Source organism: Peptoclostridium litorale DSM 5388 (genome assembly GCF_900141635.1).
Lineage (GTDB): Bacteria > Bacillota > Clostridia > Peptostreptococcales > Peptostreptococcaceae > Peptoclostridium > Peptoclostridium litorale.
In genome coordinates, this window is record NZ_FSRH01000008.1 from 62,587 (window position 1) to 78,330 (window position 15,744).

General features: G+C 44.8%; 25 protein-coding genes. All 25 read left to right on the top strand.

Features of this window, described 5'->3' with window-relative positions; translation table 11 throughout:
- Nucleotides 1–7 precede the first annotated feature (7 nt).
- A complete protein-coding gene (locus tag BUQ87_RS15205) occupies nt 8–166 on the top strand; it encodes a hypothetical protein (protein WP_159434299.1) in 159 nt (52 codons plus the stop codon).
- 12 nt (nt 167–178) lie between these two features.
- Nucleotides 179–328 carry a hypothetical protein gene (locus BUQ87_RS15210; protein ID WP_159434300.1) on the top strand — a complete coding sequence of 50 codons (150 nt, stop codon included), beginning with the start codon at nt 179–181 and terminating at the stop codon, nt 326–328.
- A gap of 15 nt (nt 329–343) precedes the next feature.
- Nucleotides 344–496: a hypothetical protein gene (locus tag BUQ87_RS15215; RefSeq protein ID WP_159434301.1), complete on the top strand. Its 153-nt coding sequence runs from the start codon at nt 344–346 to the stop codon at nt 494–496.
- A gap of 15 nt (nt 497–511) precedes the next feature.
- A complete protein-coding gene (locus BUQ87_RS15415) occupies nt 512–679 on the top strand; it encodes a hypothetical protein (protein WP_169738181.1) in 168 nt (55 codons plus the stop codon).
- A gap of 92 nt (nt 680–771) precedes the next feature.
- Nucleotides 772–1,167, top strand: coding sequence for a hypothetical protein (locus BUQ87_RS08830; protein WP_143182440.1), 396 nt, complete (start codon nt 772–774; stop codon nt 1,165–1,167).
- Nucleotides 1,168–1,599: 432 nt separating this feature from the next.
- Nucleotides 1,600–1,779 carry a hypothetical protein gene (locus BUQ87_RS15050; RefSeq protein ID WP_143182441.1) on the top strand — a complete coding sequence of 60 codons (180 nt, stop codon included), beginning with the start codon at nt 1,600–1,602 and terminating at the stop codon, nt 1,777–1,779.
- Between the two features lie 45 nt (nt 1,780–1,824).
- Nucleotides 1,825–2,151 carry a YjcQ family protein gene (locus BUQ87_RS08835; RefSeq protein WP_038263098.1) on the top strand — a complete coding sequence of 109 codons (327 nt, stop codon included), beginning with the start codon at nt 1,825–1,827 and terminating at the stop codon, nt 2,149–2,151.
- Nucleotides 2,152–2,214: 63 nt separating this feature from the next.
- Nucleotides 2,215–2,760, top strand: a complete 546-nt coding sequence (locus BUQ87_RS08840) for a site-specific integrase (protein ID WP_038263095.1) — start codon at nt 2,215–2,217, stop codon at nt 2,758–2,760.
- A 226-nt stretch (nt 2,761–2,986) separates the two neighbouring features.
- Entirely contained in the window at nt 2,987–3,310 is a 324-nt protein-coding gene (locus tag BUQ87_RS08845; RefSeq protein WP_242943821.1) for an HNH endonuclease signature motif containing protein, read from the top strand.
- A gap of 109 nt (nt 3,311–3,419) precedes the next feature.
- Nucleotides 3,420–3,899 (top strand): phage terminase small subunit P27 family, encoded by a 480-nt coding sequence (locus BUQ87_RS08850; RefSeq protein ID WP_038263089.1) that lies wholly within the window; start codon nt 3,420–3,422, stop codon nt 3,897–3,899.
- On the top strand, nt 3,892–5,559 hold the full coding sequence (locus tag BUQ87_RS08855) for a terminase large subunit (protein WP_038263087.1): 1,668 nt from the start codon (nt 3,892–3,894) through the stop codon (nt 5,557–5,559). Before BUQ87_RS08850 ends, BUQ87_RS08855 begins: the two co-directional genes overlap by 8 nt.
- Nucleotides 5,556–5,708, top strand: a complete 153-nt coding sequence (locus BUQ87_RS15220; RefSeq protein WP_159434302.1) for a hypothetical protein — start codon at nt 5,556–5,558, stop codon at nt 5,706–5,708. Before BUQ87_RS08855 ends, BUQ87_RS15220 begins: the two co-directional genes overlap by 4 nt.
- Nucleotides 5,709–6,938 carry a phage portal protein gene (locus BUQ87_RS08860; RefSeq protein WP_038263084.1) on the top strand — a complete coding sequence of 410 codons (1,230 nt, stop codon included), beginning with the start codon at nt 5,709–5,711 and terminating at the stop codon, nt 6,936–6,938.
- Nucleotides 6,931–7,545, top strand: a complete 615-nt coding sequence (locus BUQ87_RS08865; protein WP_052635991.1) for an HK97 family phage prohead protease — start codon at nt 6,931–6,933, stop codon at nt 7,543–7,545. Before BUQ87_RS08860 ends, BUQ87_RS08865 begins: the two co-directional genes overlap by 8 nt.
- A 20-nt stretch (nt 7,546–7,565) precedes the next feature.
- On the top strand, nt 7,566–8,807 hold the full coding sequence (locus BUQ87_RS08870; RefSeq protein ID WP_052635990.1) for a phage major capsid protein: 1,242 nt from the start codon (nt 7,566–7,568) through the stop codon (nt 8,805–8,807).
- A gap of 11 nt (nt 8,808–8,818) precedes the next feature.
- Entirely contained in the window at nt 8,819–9,112 is a 294-nt protein-coding gene (locus tag BUQ87_RS08875) for a hypothetical protein (protein ID WP_038263082.1), read from the top strand.
- An 8-nt stretch (nt 9,113–9,120) separates the two neighbouring features.
- Complete coding sequence (locus BUQ87_RS08880) at nt 9,121–9,411, top strand: head-tail connector protein (protein WP_038263079.1); 291 nt, start codon at nt 9,121–9,123, stop codon at nt 9,409–9,411.
- A 16-nt stretch (nt 9,412–9,427) separates the two neighbouring features.
- Nucleotides 9,428–9,745 (top strand): phage head closure protein, encoded by a 318-nt coding sequence (locus BUQ87_RS08885; protein WP_278309050.1) that lies wholly within the window; start codon nt 9,428–9,430, stop codon nt 9,743–9,745.
- 108 nt (nt 9,746–9,853) lie between these two features.
- Complete coding sequence (locus BUQ87_RS08890; protein ID WP_330391310.1) at nt 9,854–10,252, top strand: HK97-gp10 family putative phage morphogenesis protein; 399 nt, start codon at nt 9,854–9,856, stop codon at nt 10,250–10,252.
- On the top strand, nt 10,249–10,584 hold the full coding sequence (gene gp17, locus BUQ87_RS08895; protein ID WP_038263073.1) for a tail completion protein gp17: 336 nt from the start codon (nt 10,249–10,251) through the stop codon (nt 10,582–10,584). Before BUQ87_RS08890 ends, gp17 begins: the two co-directional genes overlap by 4 nt.
- 4 nt (nt 10,585–10,588) lie before the next feature.
- Nucleotides 10,589–11,161 (top strand): major tail protein, encoded by a 573-nt coding sequence (locus BUQ87_RS08900; protein ID WP_038263070.1) that lies wholly within the window; start codon nt 10,589–10,591, stop codon nt 11,159–11,161.
- A gap of 19 nt (nt 11,162–11,180) precedes the next feature.
- Nucleotides 11,181–11,528, top strand: coding sequence for a hypothetical protein (locus BUQ87_RS08905; protein ID WP_038263067.1), 348 nt, complete (start codon nt 11,181–11,183; stop codon nt 11,526–11,528).
- A gap of 20 nt (nt 11,529–11,548) precedes the next feature.
- Nucleotides 11,549–11,689 carry a hypothetical protein gene (locus tag BUQ87_RS15225; RefSeq protein WP_159434303.1) on the top strand — a complete coding sequence of 47 codons (141 nt, stop codon included), beginning with the start codon at nt 11,549–11,551 and terminating at the stop codon, nt 11,687–11,689.
- Between the two features lie 16 nt (nt 11,690–11,705).
- Entirely contained in the window at nt 11,706–14,906 is a 3,201-nt protein-coding gene (locus BUQ87_RS08910) for a phage tail tape measure protein (RefSeq protein WP_052635989.1), read from the top strand.
- A gap of 1 nt (nt 14,907) precedes the next feature.
- Nucleotides 14,908–15,741 (top strand): phage distal tail protein, encoded by an 834-nt coding sequence (locus BUQ87_RS08915; RefSeq protein ID WP_074210083.1) that lies wholly within the window; start codon nt 14,908–14,910, stop codon nt 15,739–15,741.
- Nucleotides 15,742–15,744: the final 3 nt, after the last annotated feature.

Below are 15,744 nucleotides of genomic sequence, written 5' to 3' on the forward strand. Positions count from 1 at the left end.
GAAGTATATGAAAGTTAAGCTGCTGAATGAAATCAAAACATTTCTGGAGGAATGCTATGTGACGGAAGATTCGCCAGAAGGAAACAGAGAGATAGTAAATACCTTTTATGAAAGATGGAGGAATGACGAAGAGATCCAAGAGGCGATTGGAAAATTGGAGACTTAAGAAGGTGGAAGCATGGGGATTTTATACGAAAGCATTAGCCCTAAGATTGAAAAGATAGTGAGGAGATATTTTGAGGGGGAAGACCTTAAAGCTATTATAGAGGATGAAAAGGCTGAAATTGAAGCTGAAACTCTATTGAAAATTTTAAAACATGAGGATTAATAAGGGGTGAGTATAGTGGAAAGGGAAGAATTCAGAATAGTAAAATCAGGAGAACATGCTGAAGTGAAAAAAGTGAGTTTTGAGGATGGATATGAAAGAGAAATAAATCCAAGCAAGAAGGAACTGCTTGAAATAGTGCAACTGGTTTTATCGAAAGTACCAAGATAGGGGGGAAATACATATATGGCAAAGAAGGAAGACATCAAGGCAAAGGTTCATAAAAAGGTTGAAGATCTTATAGACATGGTGGACAAAGTAGGCAATATAGACTTTTTTGAATTTGGAGTAAGACATACAAATGGCGAATTGGTAATAAGCCTGAAAAACACGTACAAGGAAAAAATTAAATAGTTTGTGCTGACCGAGTAACGGAGGCACTTCCAGTTATGATGGGGCTGGGAGTGTCTTTTTTTGATAGGAAAAGCAGGTGGGGAGGAATACTTTTGAAAGACGTAGAAAAAACATTAAGAGAATATAGGGTAATTGAGACAAGGATTGAAATACTTCAGGAGCAGTTAAAAAATATAGATGATGTGGGGGTATCGGCTTTAGACTACACAGTTGACCGTGTTCAAACATCAAATATGAGCAAGCCGGTTGAGGACATAGTACTGAAAAAGATTGAAATAGAAAAAGAAATATACCTGGCAAAGCATAAGCTGGATATTATAAATAAGGCTTTATCAGCGCTGGATGAAGAGGAAAGGCAAGTGATACAAATGCAAGTTATAGAGGGCAAACAATGGTATAAATTGTGTTCATGCTTGCACTTAGGAGAAACCGCTTTAAGAGAGAAAAAGAAGAGAGCTCTAGGGAAGATAAGAACAGTATTACAGTAGTGAGGTTTTGGCGTTGAAAAGGCGAGGGGAATGAGTGTGTTGGAAGGCATTACAGATGATATTATGGAATTGTGAAAATTGAATATACTATTTCTTTCAAACAAGGTTGAGGGCAGTCCAAGAGGGCTGCTTTTCTGATTTGTATAATGATTGGGCGGTGAATTTAATGGATGAAGCTGCAAGTTATAAAAAAGCGAAGTTAGAGCTTATAGAGAAAAAGAAAAAAGAGTGTGAGAGGCATAAGTGCTACAGATGCAGATGGCTGTCACATTTTTATTATAAGAGCAATTATGATGCGGTTTTTGTATGTATGGTGCCAAGGTGCATAAGAAAATAAAATAAATGATATAGCATGTCAAAATTTGACGAAGGATTGCCCCTTTTAATCTATTGTAATTGGAGTATACTGGATATAAAAAGAGGAGGGGTATTATGGCAAAATGTGTATTGTGTAGCAATAAAAATGCATCGTATGAGTATTCAGAAGGTGGTTATGTTTGTGAACATTGTATGGGAAGTAATTTCACATGCCCTGATTGTGGAAGGGTCTTTCCAAGAGAAACAGGGGATTCTGGAACAGGATTTTGTGCTGAATGTGCCCATAACCATTAAGTAGGGAGAGTTATAGGCTGATTAAATAGAAAAGGAGCAATGTACATGAAAACACATGATATAATTGTTAAGGTTTTAGAAAAGCTAGACAAGTCTCTTGATGAAAATGAACCCGAGTTTAGTGATATTAGACCTGATGCACTAGAAATCAGCAGTGAACGATGGGCATATATTTTGGAAATGATGCAAGATGCATGCTTAATCAAAGGAGTAGCTTTTAGTCGCGGAGGAAGAGGTAGGGCTCCACTAGCAACGCATATTGATAATATGCAGATTACGTTAATGGGAGTTAGATATATCGACGAAAATACAACAACTGCAAAGATAGTTAAAGCAGCTAAGTTGTTAAAAGATACGATACCAGGATTATAAAGAGCCTACGGGCTCTTTTTTCATACTCAAATTTAAAATATCAACAAGTAAGAAGGTGAATGTATGAATTTCGTAGAGCCAATAAGAGAACGAGAATTGGTATATGACATAGGCAGCTACTTAAAAAAGAAGAGTGAAAGAGACTATATCATGTATATGTGCGGAATTTATACTGGCCTGAGAATATCCGACATACTAAAGCTGAAGGTCAGGGATGTCAGAAACAAGAAGTACATCAAGCTTCGGGAAAAGAAAACCCGGAAGGAAAGAACCATTGAAATCAATGATGAGCTGAAGAGGGCGCTGAACAATTACATTGAGGGCAAGGATCTGGACGAGTACCTGGTCAAGTCCAGGGAAAACTACAATGCTCCAATATGCAGGAGCATGGCGTACAAGATATTGAAGGCGGCAGGTGACAGGTTCGGGCTTGAGAGCATCGGGACTCATACGCTGAGAAAGACATTTGGATACCATTTCTACAGGCAGACAGGTGACATAGTTACGCTGCAGCAGATATTTAACCATACGCATCCGAGTGTCACATTAAAGTACATCGGAATAAACCAGGAGAGCATAAATAAGGCTATGAAAAAGTTCAAAATATAGCTTTATTTTTTTATTTTTTGCAATAAGTTCAACACAATGCAAAAGTGTGGAACTGATATTTTCAAACATGCATAAAAGCAAGAAGCATAAACGCATGTATGGGTTCAAATGAGTTCAACACAATTGTAAGATAAGTTTAACTCGATTGACAGAATAAGGAAAAAGAGGAGGTGGTTTTGTGGCGCAAAGATCATTTAGAAATTGTAACTATCCAGGGTGCTCGAAGTTGACAAAAAATACTTATTGCGAAGAGCATGAAGGCGAGGTGAAAAGGAAAAGAGGCGAGAGGGAATCGTCGAGCAAGAGAGGATACAACTACAAGTGGCAACAGGAGAGGGAAAAGTTTTTGAGAAAGAATCCATTGTGCACCGAGTGCATGAAAGAAAACAAAATAACTCCGGCAAAGATAGTGGACCATATTGTTCCGCACAAGGGAGATATGAAACTGTTTTGGGATAAGAGCAACTGGCAGCCACTATGCAAGAGGTGCCATGATAGGAAGACGGCAAGAGAGGATGGTGGATTTGGTAATGAAAGAAACAAAATATAGAGGTTTCTCCAGAGGGGGAGGGGGGTTCAAATCTCTACAGCGCAGGGAACGTAGACCGAGTGGGAAGTCATCTTTTCATGGTCGCAAGTTTTGAAAGGGGGGCTAAGACATGGGAAGGAGAGGTCCGGCTCCAAAGCCGACAAATCTGAATGTGCTCCAGGGGAATCCGGGCAAAAGGCAGCTGAATACAAGCGAACCAACATTCAAAAAGGCCATTGGCCTGAAGCCGCCGACATTTCTAGACAGGCTGGCGAAAAAAGAATGGAAGAGGGTCGTTCCACTTCTTGAAAAAAACGGCCTTTTGACCGAGGCGGACACGGCGGCCCTTGCAGCATACTGTCAAAACTTTTCAAGGTGGGTGGATGCGGAGAAGCTTGTATCTGAAAAAGGGTACACTTACACGACTGACAAGGGGAATGTAATTCAAAGGCCGGAGGTTGGGATTGCGAATACCGCAATGAAGCTTATGAAAAGTTTCGCCCAGGAGTTCGGCTTGACTCCAAGCTCCAGGACAAATCTTTCTGTAAAGGAAGCGGATGAGAGCGAAGATCCATTCGTTACTTTCATGAGGGGTGGCAAAAGTGGATAGAGTGACCAAGTACGCAAGGGAAGTCCTCGCCGGAAACATAGTGGCTGGATACCTTGTCATACTGGCCTGCAATAGGCACATTGAGGATTTGAAAAAGTCGAAAAAGAAATCATACAAGTACTGCTATGACGAAGAGGCGGCGGACAGGGCCATAGATTTCTTTGGATTTTTGAACCATACAAAGGGAGAGTGGGCTGGAACTCCTGTAGAGCTGGAGCTATGGCAGTGCTTTGTCATTGGCTCCATATTCGGATGGAAGCACAAGGACACCGACCTAAGAAGATACAGGACAGCATACGAGCAGGTCGCAAGGAAAAACGGAAAGTCCACAAAACTTGCCGGAGTCGGCCTTTATGGACTTACTGGAGACGGGGAGCAGGGAGCCGAAGTATATTCGGCTGCCACAAAGCGTGACCAGTCAAAAATCATATTCGATGAAGCCAAGAGGATGGTAAAGGCTTCGAAGCACCTGAGCAAATATATAGACACTTTCACAAACAACATGAACGTACCCGTGAACAACAGCAAATTCGAGCCCTTGTCGTCAGATGCGAATACCATGGACGGCCTCAACGTCCACTTCGGACTCATAGACGAGCTGCACGCCCATAAGACGAGGGAAGTTTATGACGTGCTTGAGACGGCCACAGGAGCCAGAAGCCAGCCGCTCATTTATATTATCACGACAGCGGGCTTTAACAGGAATGGAATCTGCTATGAAATGTATGAGTATTCCGTGAAAATACTTGAGGGAACCGTTGAAGATGACACATTCTTTGCGTACATAGCACAGATCGACGAGGGAGACGACTGGACAGACCCCGAATGCTGGATAAAGGCAAACCCGAATCTTGGAGTTTCATGCAATGTTGAAGATTTGCAGAGGAAATGTGAAAAGGCCAAGGAGATTCCGGCGGCGCAAAACAATTTCCTTTGCAAGCATTTGAACATATGGGTCAATTCACAAAAGCGATGGATGAACATGTTCAAGTGGGCCGAGTGCCCGCAGAAAATAGTCACAGAAAAAGAGCTTATAGAATATCCCTGCATAGTAGGTATGGACCTTTCATCCACCACGGATATAACGAGTGTCAATTTCGAGTTTGACATGGAAGACTATTTCTATATACTGAGCCATTCATTCATGCCGGAGGAAGGCATTGAAGAAAAGGAAAGACGGGACAACGTGCCGTATACTGCTTGGGCGAGAGAGGGATATATCACTTTAACACCTGGTCCGGTTGTGGACTACGACTGGATAGAATTGTACATCTTTGAAAAGGCGAAGGTATTTGACATCATGGAAATATGCTATGATCCGTGGAACGCCACTCAGATAGCCAACGATTTTAAAAACGAAGGGTTCACGACGGTGGAGGTGCGCCAGGGATACAAGACTTTGAGCGAACCCATGAAAAATGTATATGACCTAGTGCTGCAGCAAAAGCTTATTCACAACGGAAACCCGCTGCTCACATGGACTATGAGCAATGTCGTGGCAACGCAGGACCCGGCGGGAAACATAAAGCCGGACAAGTCAAAGGCGCAATACAGGATAGACCCGGCAGTAGCTTTAATAACAAGTCATTCAAGGGCAATGCTAAAGCCTTACAAGGGGAGAAAGAGCGTATACGAGGAGAGAGGGCTGTTTTTTATATGAAAAAGTACAAAGAGGATATTTGTTTTACCGCAGGCCTTGGCATTTGCACTTATGGTCTGCACTTGATATATGAACCTATTGCCTTTATGTTTCTTGGAAGCGTACTGATGGCAATAGGTTTTATTATGGCCAGAAAGGGGGTGAAATAGTTGTTTTTAAGCGGATTGTTTGAAAAAAGGGAGTCCATTTCTAACCCTTCACAGGAATTTGTGGACTTTATGGGTGGGGGCGTTACAACTTCAGGCAAGTCGGTGTCTGAAGAAACCGCACTGACATATTCAGCGGTGTTTGCCTGTGTGAATGTGATAAGTGAAACACTGGCTTCACTGCCGCTGTTTCTGTATGGGAAGAAAAAAGGGGCGAAGGAAAAGGCTAGGGACCACCCGCTGTATGAGCTCCTGCACGACATGCCCAACGAGGAAATGACTTCAATGACATTTAGGCAGACTCTTCAGGTCCACTTGCTCCTGCGGGGTAACTGCTATGCGGAAATAGAATGGGGGCCGAATGGTTTTCCAAGGGCGCTGTGGCCACTCAATGCGGCATCAACATGGCCAGAAAGAGACAAGAAAACGAAAAAGATTGTATATAAGACAATAATAGACGGCCAGGGGTACACACTGCCTGCAGAAAGAGTGCTGCATATACCGGGGCTGTCACTCAATGGAAGGCACGGGCTTTCACCCATAGGCCTCATGAGGGAGACGATAGGGCTTGGAATGGCAGCTGAAGAATACGGGGCAAGGTTCTTCAGCAACGGGGCAAAACCTGGGGGAGTGCTGGAGCATCCGGGGAATCTTTCGGACCCGGCGAAAAAGTCACTGGTCAAATCATGGAATGACATGCACAGAGGGCTTGAAAACCAGCACAGGATTGCGGTTTTAGAAGAGGGACTGACATACAAGCAGGTGGGGATACCGCCTGAGGATGCGCAGTTTCTTGAGACAAGAAAGTTCCAGGTAAGCGAAGTGGCCAGGATATACAGGGTGCCGCCTCACATGATAGCCGACCTTGAAAAGGCCACATTTAGCAACATAGAGCACCAGGGAATTGAGTTTGTGAGCCACACAATGAGGCCGTGGCTTGTGAGATGGGAGCAGGCATTAAGGTGGAAGCTTATGACTTCGAACGAAAGAAAGAACTACAACGCTGAATTCAACGTTGAGGGGCTTCTTCGTGGAGATACAAAGTCCAGGTATGATGCCTACCATATGGCTCTTAATGACGGCTGGATGAGCGGAAACGAAGTCAGAAAGCTTGAAAACCTTGAAGAAAAACCGGAGCTCAACGAGCACTTGATTAATGGAAACTTTACTCTTGTGAAAGCTGTTTTGAATGCGATTGAAAATATCAAAAAAGGGGGTGAGGGGCTTGAATGACAAGGAGAAGAGAGGCAACCACATTAGTGCCGAGGTGAGGGCCCAGGAAGGGGAAGACGGCAAGCGAAAAATCGTAGGTTATGCCGTGAAGTGGAACGAGCTTTCAAATCCCATATTTGGCCTGTTCAGAGAGCAGTTTGAAAGGGGGGCTTTTCAAAAGTGGCTTTCAGATCCAAACAACAAGGTCATAGCTTCATGGCAGCACAGACTCCATGAAGTTCTTGGGAGAAGGCCCAAGACACTTGAAGTTTATGAGGACGACATCGGGCTAAGGTATGAAATAGACCCGCCAAGCTGGGCTGACAAGTATGTTGAGACGATAGAGCGTGGGGACGTTGACGGAAGCTCCTTTATTTTCATTCCTACAGTTGAGGAATGGGACGAGACGCAGGACATGGCCATAAGGACCATTAAAGAGGCACAGCTTCATGAAGTCAGCCCGGTCACATACCCGGCATATTCGCAAAGCACTTCGGATGTAAGGGGGGCAGATGGAGAGTTTAGGTCTGCAGACAAGGTATTTGAGAAGTTCAAAAATTCAAAAGAGGACTATAGTGCAGACCTTGCGATGAAGAAAAAGAAACTGGAATTGCTTGAAAAAATATAAATTCAGGAGGCGTTAAACGTATGAAAGAAAAGATAAGAGAGCTGAGACAAAAAAGGGCCAACCTTATACAAAATGCCAGGGGCGTAGTTGACAGGGCAGAAGGCGAAAAAAGGAGCATGTCGGCTGAGGAGGAAACAACCTGGAATAGCTACATGACCGAGATAGACAAAATAGACAAGCAGATTGAAAGAGAGGAAAGGATGGCGGCGCTTGAAGACACACTGACAGGAGCAACGCATGAGCCTGTGGGACAATCTGGAGATCCGAAAGGTCCGGAGCAAAGGGAAAATATCCACCCGACTGACAGGGAAGAGTACCGCTCAGCTTTTGCAAAAAAACTTATGGATGGAAACCTGGCAAACCTCACAGTGGAAGAGGCGAGGGCGCTGGCTGTGAGTTCTGCTAGTTCAGGCTCAAACATAGTGGCTCCGCAGCAGTGGGTGACACAGCTCATAAAGGACCTTGATAATGCTGTATTCATGAGGAAAATATCGAATGTACTGCCTGCTCTTACTACTTCAGACAGCCTGGGAGCGCCTACGCTGGATGCGGATGTAGACGACGCAGACTGGACTACGGAGCTTCAGACTGGAAACGAGGGAAGCATGGACTTTGGAAAAAGGGAGCTCAAGCCGAATCCAGTTGCAAAAAGGATAAAGGTTTCAAACAAGCTCGTGAAGTTCTCGTCCATACCGATAGAGCAGCTTGTAAGGCAAAGGCTTGCATACAAGTTTGGGATAACTGAAGAAAAGGCGTTCATGCTGGGAGATGGCGTAGCGAAGCCGCTTGGAATATTTACGGCAAGTGATAATGGAATAGACGCTTCGAGGGACATAGTCGAGGGAAATACGGCCACGGCTGTGACATATGACGGGCTCATAGCCGCAAAGTTTGCGCTTAAAGGGGCCCATGTCCAAAATGCGAACTGGATATTCCACAGGGATGTGGTAAAACAGATAATGAAAATAAAGGACAATGAAAACAGATACATCCTGGATCCGAATAGCGCAGTCGCAGATAAGATACTCGACAGGCCATACTACATGAGTGAATACGCTCCAAATGTCCTTACCGCAGGCAATTATGCCGGAATAATAGGGGATTTCGACTACTACTGGATAGTTGATGCGCTCAACATGGAGATTCAAAGGCTTGTGGAGCTTTATGCCGAAACCAACCAGATTGGATTCATAGGAAGAAAAGAAACGGACGGGGCTCCAGTTCTAAAGACAGCTTTTGCAAGGATTAAACTTGGCGCATAGGAGGTAATCACATGACCATAAAAATGCTAAAGACATCTGCTTCAGCTGCGGGTGTCTTTTTGACAGACAGGAAATATGAGGTAGGCATTGAAATATCCGAGGATATGGCCAGCAGTTTTATCAAAATAGGTGCCGCAGTCGAGGATGGGAAAGCAGTTCAACTTGGCAAGGTGGACGAGCAGGAATCGCCCGCTGAGGACTTGCTTGTTCACAAGGGAGCCGGGTGGTACGAACTGCCAAACGGTGAAAAAATCCAGGGCAAAGACGAGGCCTTGAAAAGGCTTGAAGAGTTAAAGCTTAAGTAGGTGCAGCCATGGTTACGGTTGAGGAAATGAAAGAGTATTTGAAGCTGGAACACAGTGAGGAAGATTCTATGATAAGTGGCATGATAGAAGCTGCAAGTTCAATGGTCGAAACGAAAATAAACAGACCTATAGCCGAAGAGGAAATGACGGATGAAAATAGGTGGACAGTGCCCAAGGAAATACCCATGGCCATAAAAATGCTTGTGGCCTATATGTATGAAAACAGAGGGACTGGAATATCGAAAGACATTGAGAATGCAGTGAACTATATGGTCAAGCCGCACAAGCTTTGGAGCTGATTGAATGAACGCAGGGATGCTAAATAAAAGAATCATATTTCAAACATATGTGAACGCTACAGTAAATGAAAATGGATTCCTGCTTACGGATGACCAGCGCTGGCAGGACCATAAAAAAGTGTGGGCCGGAATAAAGACCCTTAAAGGGCGGGAATATTATGAAGCCGCAGCGACACAAAACGAAAACCAGGTCAAGTTCATAACAAGGTATCATGCCGGGATTACAGCCGACATGAGAATAAAAATGGGTGAGAGGGTTTTCGAAATCCAAAGCGTGGTTGACGTTGATGAAAAGCACAAGGAACTGAACATAATGGCCAAAGAGCAGGTGTAAAAAAGAGGACTTGAAAAAACGAGCTTTCAAATTCAATTGAGGCAAGCTTTAACAAGATGCTTGATGTCATAATGTCAACAAGGAGAGAAAAGCCCTGAAACGCCTACTGTGGGCGAAAGAAGAGGTGTAGACGAAATGGCTGAAATAAAACTGGAGGGAATGGACGAACTTCTCAATCGGCTTGAACAGCTTGGAAAAAAAGGCGCTCAAATTGAAAATAACGCACTTAAAAAAGCCGGTGAAATTGTAAAGGAGTCCATTGAAAGCCGGGCTCCTAAAAGGACAGGAAAACTCAAGGAAAGCATAAAGGTCTCTAAAATAAAAACAAAGGAGGGCCAAAAGATTGTTGAAGTGGGCCCGGACGGAGACGGTTTCTATGGCAAGTTCCTGGAATTCGGAACAACAAAGATGGCGGCACAGCCTTTCATGGGTCCTGGTTTTGAGGCCGTGAAGGATGAAGCGGCAGAGGCGATAAAAGAGGAAATCAAAAAAGGGCTGGGGCTATGATAAACAAAACAGTTATGGGAGCCCTTGCAGGTATCGGGGTGCCGGTGTCATTCCAGACATATGACGGGAATGAAAGCGTCTATATAACCTTTTTCGAATACCTGCAAAAGGGCGAGGACTACAGCGAGGACGAGGAAGAAATTACAGGCCACTATATCCAGGTGGATGTTTGGAGCAAGGGAGACTATGCGGACATAGTCAATGCGGCAAAGGAAAAACTAATAAGCGCAGGGTTTACGAGAAAAAGCGAATACGACTTATATGAGCCTGATACAAAGGTATACCACCATGTAATCAGGCTTTTTTATGCAGAAAATCAAATAGGAGGCTGATGAAATGAGCAAACAGATAGGGCTTAGGGATTTTCACATAGCACTGCTTACAAAGGACGATAAGACAGCGGCAACTTATGAAACACCCGAAAAGCTTGAAAGGGCAATAATGGCGAAGATAACGCCGAAGGTTTCAACAAGCAAAGAATATTCGGACGACAACCTGGAAGAGATAATAGACATATTCGACTGCGTGGATGTAGAGATAGAGCTGAACCAGCTTTCGCTTGCATCCAGGGCGAAGCTCCAGGGAGCAAAGCTTGTCAAAGGTGCGCTTAAAGAAACGAAAAACGACATAGCGCCATACCTGGCAATGGGCTTCAGGTCGAAAAAGAAGAACGGAACATACAGGTATGTTTGGCTTTACAAAGGTAAATTTGAGCTTACTTCAGACGAGTACGAGACTACAAAAGACAAGGTTAAGGCGCAAAATTCAAAACTCAAAGGGACATTCTTTGCCAGGGACTACGACGAAGCGTACAGGCTGATTATGGACGAGGATGAAACTGGAGTGGATACAGCAACATTGGAAGCATGGTTCACAGCGGTTCAGGACCAGCCAGCGGAAGCAGCATAAAACAAGGAGGCAATAACTAATGGCTAATGATATAAGACAAAAAGGCGTTGAGATAACACTGGATAAAAAAAGACGTCTGCTATTCGACCTGAATGCGCTTTGTGACTTGGAGGACAAGTTCGGAGACATAAACAGCGCATTTAAGCAAATAGCAAACGGCTCAATGAAGGGAATAAGAACACTTCTTCACATAGGGCTTGTACATGAAGACGAGTCGCTATCAGAAAGGGACGCTGGAAAGCTAATAGCCCTTGCGGATATAGCGGAGCTTTCTCAAAAGCTTACAAAGTCCATGACGCAGGGACTGCCAAAAGTAGAGGATGACGATGTAGACGAAAAAAACCAGGAGGCCAAGACAGTCGATTAGACTGGCCTTGGCTTTATTACTTGGGGACGGTGATACTTGGAATGAGCGAGGGTGTGTTTTGGAAAACAACCCTAAGGAAGCTCATGGCGCTGTATGATGTTCACCTGGAGATCCACGGGCTGAAGGAAGAAAAAGCAAGTATAGAGGATGTGATTTTCTAAGAAAGGAGGTAGGGTTATGGCGGAAGAAGTAGGCAGTCTCCAGGTCAATATAGGCCTTAACAGTCAGGGATTCCAGCAGGGAATAAGCAGCATAAACAAACAGCTCAAAGTTGCCGAGGCGGAGTTTAAAAATGCGAGTAGCGCTCTTTCTGGGTTTGGTAGCGAAACCGACAAGCTAAAGGCCAAATCGGAATATCTAAGTAAAGCAGTGGACCTTCAAAGCCAAAAGGTTGACCAGCTGAAAGAGGCGTATGAAAAAGCAAGGGCGACAAAGGGCGAAAATGCAAAGGCCACTCAAAACCTTGCAATCCAGTATAACAACGCCCAGGCAAGACTTAACAGCCTGAGGGGGCAGCTGGACCAGACGAATACATCCATAGCAAACCAGGAAAACAAGTGGAACCAGCTTTCAAACACGCTTGCGGAAGCCGGAGAGCGAATTAAAGCCGTGGGTGAAAGCGTATCAAATGCGGGAAAGACACTGACAGCGAATGTTACAGCACCACTTGCAGCTGTTGGAGCGGCGGGGGCAAAACTTGCCATGGATTTTGAAGAGAGTTTGAACAAGGTCGGCACAATTGCCGACGAGACGGTGCTCCCCATTGAGGAAATAGGGGACACTGTTTTGGAGCTTTCGGACGATGTGGGCGTTGCAGCTTCAGAGCTCAACGAAACACTTTACCAGACGATATCGGCCACGGGAGACACAGGGAACTCGCTGGGATATGTCGAAGTTGCTTCAAAGGCTGCCATAGGCGGTTTTAGTGACACGACAACAGCGGTTGACGGTCTTACAACTGTAATGAATTCATACGGGCTAAAGGGAACCGAGGCCATGCAGTCTGTTTCAGACCAGATGCTTACAGCACAGAACTACGGGAAAACAACATTTGGGGAAATGGCTTCAAGCATAGGAAGCGTAATTCCCATAGCGTCCAGCATGAACGTGTCCACCAAAGAGCTTTTTGCATCAATAGCGACTCTTACAAAAAACGGTATAGGCACAAGTGAGTCCATCACAGGAGTTAAGGCTGCACTTTCAAACGTTATAAAGCCAAGCAAGCAGGCCTGTGACATGGCTGCAAGCCTGGGGCTTGAATTTAACGCGGCCCACCTTAAATCTGTGGGCTGGGCAAAATTTCTTGACGAAGTTAAAGAAAAAACGGGCGGCAATTCAGAAGAAATGGCCCAGCTCTTTGGTTCGGTTGAAGCACTTAATGCAGTGACCGTTCTAGCTACCACAGGATCAGAAGATTTTGCCGGAGCTTTGGATGCAATGGAAAACAGCGCAGGCGCAACCGCAAAGGCGTTTGAAAAAATGGACCAGGGCGCAAAGGATTCCATAGAGGACACTTTAAATTCAATACAGAATCTTGGCATTGAACTTGGCCAGATACTTTTGCCCATGATAAACGATGTGGTTGCAAAAGTCGGGGAATGGGTTCAGTGGTTCAAGGGGCTTGACGACAGCACAAAAGAGACCATTGTCAAGGTTGGAATGCTGGCCGCAGCCGTAGGGCCGGTTCTTTTGGTTATAGGTAAGCTCATAACTATAGGGGGAACGCTGGTTACTGCTTTTTCTACAGTGACAACGGCCATAGGAGTAGCCACTGGAACAGTCACCGGGGCGACGGGAGCGGCTGCTGCTCTTGGAACGGCATTCACAGTCATGACAGGTCCAGTTGGAATAGCAATCGCAGCCATTGCAGGCGTGACCGTAGCGGGCGTGGCCTTATGGAAGAACTGGGACACAGTCAAGGAAAAATCAAATGAGCTTTGGACTTCTCTTGTCGCTACGTTTGAAGGCATAAAAACGAGCATATCAAACGTTTGGACAAGCATTGAAACAGCCACGGAAAACACATGGAAATCCATGGTGGATTTTGTGAGCGGGCTGTGGGAAGGGTTTAAAAATACCATTTCAAACATAACTCAAAAGCTTGCAGATGCAGTTGTAGAAAGCTTCAAATGGCTGTATAACCACAACTACTATTTCCAAGACCTTGTTGACTTTGTTGTGGGAGCCTGGGAAAGCCTGAAGGTGACAACATCGAATATATGGACTTCCATAAAGGGGTTTTTAAATGGACTATGGAATGGAATAAAAACCACATGCATAGGCGTGTGGACAGGAATAAAGCAGGGCGTTGAAGGCATACTGAACGGACTGGAAACGTCAATAATGAACATATGGAATGCGATAAAAGGCGGAGTGGGAATTGTTTTAAACGGCATTAAAACGATTGTTTCAAACGGATGGAACAGCATAAAAACTGGCGCTGAAATTGCCTGGAACTCAATCAAGACGGCAATAGTGAATGTCTGGACAAAGCTGAAAGAGCTGGCCGGAACATGGGCAAAGAACATGATGGACATGTTTGTTGGAGGAATAAAAAACAAGATAAATGATGTCAAAGAAGCAGTCCGCTCAGTTGCCGAGAAAATAAAAGATTTTCTTGGATTCCATTCACCTACAAAAGACGGCCCAGCATCAGAATCAGACCAGTGGGCTCCAAATTTCATGAACATGTTTGCCAGTGGGATTGCTGCAAACACAAATCTCGTTCAAACGGCAGCTGAAGGGGTTGCTTCAGTTGTGAAAAGTACATTCGATTCAGCCGTCTCATATGCTCAGGACATGGCTAAGAAAATAGAAAATATAAGTTCGAGCAGTGGCGGAAGCTTCAAGACAAGCGACACATGGGTCGATGGAAATGGCAATTACCTGGGGACAGACGGAAATATCCATAATGACGGCAGCAGTGGAAGCAAGAGCAAAAAAGACCATAAAGACAAAAGCGGCAATATAGGCGGCGGAGAAACCAAGGAAGAAAAAGACGCACGCAGAGAACGTGACAAGGCAAGAGGGATGCCGGACGGATATGCAAGCGGGACTGACAGCGCAACGAGAGGCTGGCACGTTGTAGGCGAAGAAGGGCCGGAACTTCTTTGGTTTGGCGGTGGAGAAACTGTCCTTAACAACTCAAACACAAAAGCGCTGCTTCAAAGCGCAAACATGTCGATAAGAGCCCTGGGCAAAATGCAAAATGTAAGCGCTTCAGGAATAGACTACGAAAAGCTTGCCGATGCTCTGGCCAGAAAAATCGGCAGGAGCATAACCCAAAACATAACCATAAAATCACCAGCGCCGCTGTCGCCTTCTGAAGTGGCGAGGCAAAACAAAAGGGCTTTAGAAAAGATGGCATTGGAGTGGTAGCATGGCCAAAAGCATGAAATTCATAAACAATTCAGGAGCAGAGATTGTCTTGGGTAACGCTGCTCCTTATCTTTTGCAGAAAATAGACATAAAGACAGGCGTTGAAATAAGCAATAGCAAGGGAGTAAAACAGGATGGAAGGACATATCTTGGAAACACCCTGGAGGAAATGGACATATCGCTTCAAATCGCCGTGATAGGGGAAGGCAAGGAGGATATAGAGAATAAGAAAAGGCTGCTCCAAAGGGCGTTCAATCCTAAAAACGACGAGGGCGTTCTCCAGTATGACAACGGAATCAAGGCGGTCGAGTCCAAATGCATAGTAAATGAGCTTCCCTACTTCGCAAGCCAAAACATAAGAATGGCAAGATGCCTCATAAGCCTGACGGCCCACCAGCCTTTCTGGAATGAGCTATTTCAAGAAAGCGAAGAAATGTCATATATCATGGGAGGGCTCAGATTCAATCTGGCCCTTCCGGCGGCATTTTCCAGCCGGGGATTCAAAAGGAAGGCAATAAACGGAGGCGACGTGGAAACCCCTGTTGAAATCGAATTCAAAGGCCCTGCGGTCAATCCTACAGTGACAAATGTTACAACTGGAGAATTCATAAGAGTGAAAAGAGAACTTGGAGAAGATGACATCTTGACCATATATACAGGCTTCGGTGAGAAGTATGTGAACATCAACGGCGAGAATGCATTTTCGTATATAGACCTGGAAAGTAGCTTCTGGCAGATGGAGCCAGGAGAAAATATTTTGAGCTACCAAAGCAACAACGACAGCATAAAAACAAGGGTTAAAGTCAAATGGAAAAATAGATATATAGGGGAGTAGAAA

Excerpts from the sequence above, each read along its gene's own strand:
- BUQ87_RS15205 (WP_159434299.1), top strand. The coding sequence starts at position 8 with ATGAAAGTTAAGCTGCTGAATGAAATCAAAACATTTCTGGAGGAATGC.
- BUQ87_RS15210 (WP_159434300.1), top strand. The coding sequence starts at position 179 with ATGGGGATTTTATACGAAAGCATTAGCCCTAAGATTGAAAAGATAGTG.
- BUQ87_RS15415 (WP_169738181.1), top strand. The coding sequence starts at position 512 with ATGGCAAAGAAGGAAGACATCAAGGCAAAGGTTCATAAAAAGGTTGAA.
- BUQ87_RS15050 (WP_143182441.1), top strand. The coding sequence starts at position 1,600 with ATGGCAAAATGTGTATTGTGTAGCAATAAAAATGCATCGTATGAGTAT.
- BUQ87_RS08835 (WP_038263098.1), top strand. The coding sequence starts at position 1,825 with ATGAAAACACATGATATAATTGTTAAGGTTTTAGAAAAGCTAGACAAG.
- BUQ87_RS08840 (WP_038263095.1), top strand. The coding sequence starts at position 2,215 with ATGAATTTCGTAGAGCCAATAAGAGAACGAGAATTGGTATATGACATA.
- BUQ87_RS08850 (WP_038263089.1), top strand. The coding sequence starts at position 3,420 with ATGGGAAGGAGAGGTCCGGCTCCAAAGCCGACAAATCTGAATGTGCTC.
- BUQ87_RS15220 (WP_159434302.1), top strand. The coding sequence starts at position 5,556 with ATGAAAAAGTACAAAGAGGATATTTGTTTTACCGCAGGCCTTGGCATT.
- BUQ87_RS08870 (WP_052635990.1), top strand. The coding sequence starts at position 7,566 with ATGAAAGAAAAGATAAGAGAGCTGAGACAAAAAAGGGCCAACCTTATA.
- BUQ87_RS08875 (WP_038263082.1), top strand. The coding sequence starts at position 8,819 with ATGACCATAAAAATGCTAAAGACATCTGCTTCAGCTGCGGGTGTCTTT.
- BUQ87_RS08880 (WP_038263079.1), top strand. The coding sequence starts at position 9,121 with ATGGTTACGGTTGAGGAAATGAAAGAGTATTTGAAGCTGGAACACAGT.
- BUQ87_RS08885 (WP_278309050.1), top strand. The coding sequence starts at position 9,428 with ATGCTAAATAAAAGAATCATATTTCAAACATATGTGAACGCTACAGTA.
- gp17 (WP_038263073.1), top strand. The coding sequence starts at position 10,249 with ATGATAAACAAAACAGTTATGGGAGCCCTTGCAGGTATCGGGGTGCCG.
- BUQ87_RS08900 (WP_038263070.1), top strand. The coding sequence starts at position 10,589 with ATGAGCAAACAGATAGGGCTTAGGGATTTTCACATAGCACTGCTTACA.
- BUQ87_RS08905 (WP_038263067.1), top strand. The coding sequence starts at position 11,181 with ATGGCTAATGATATAAGACAAAAAGGCGTTGAGATAACACTGGATAAA.
- BUQ87_RS08910 (WP_052635989.1), top strand. The coding sequence starts at position 11,706 with ATGGCGGAAGAAGTAGGCAGTCTCCAGGTCAATATAGGCCTTAACAGT.
- BUQ87_RS08915 (WP_074210083.1), top strand. The coding sequence starts at position 14,908 with ATGGCCAAAAGCATGAAATTCATAAACAATTCAGGAGCAGAGATTGTC.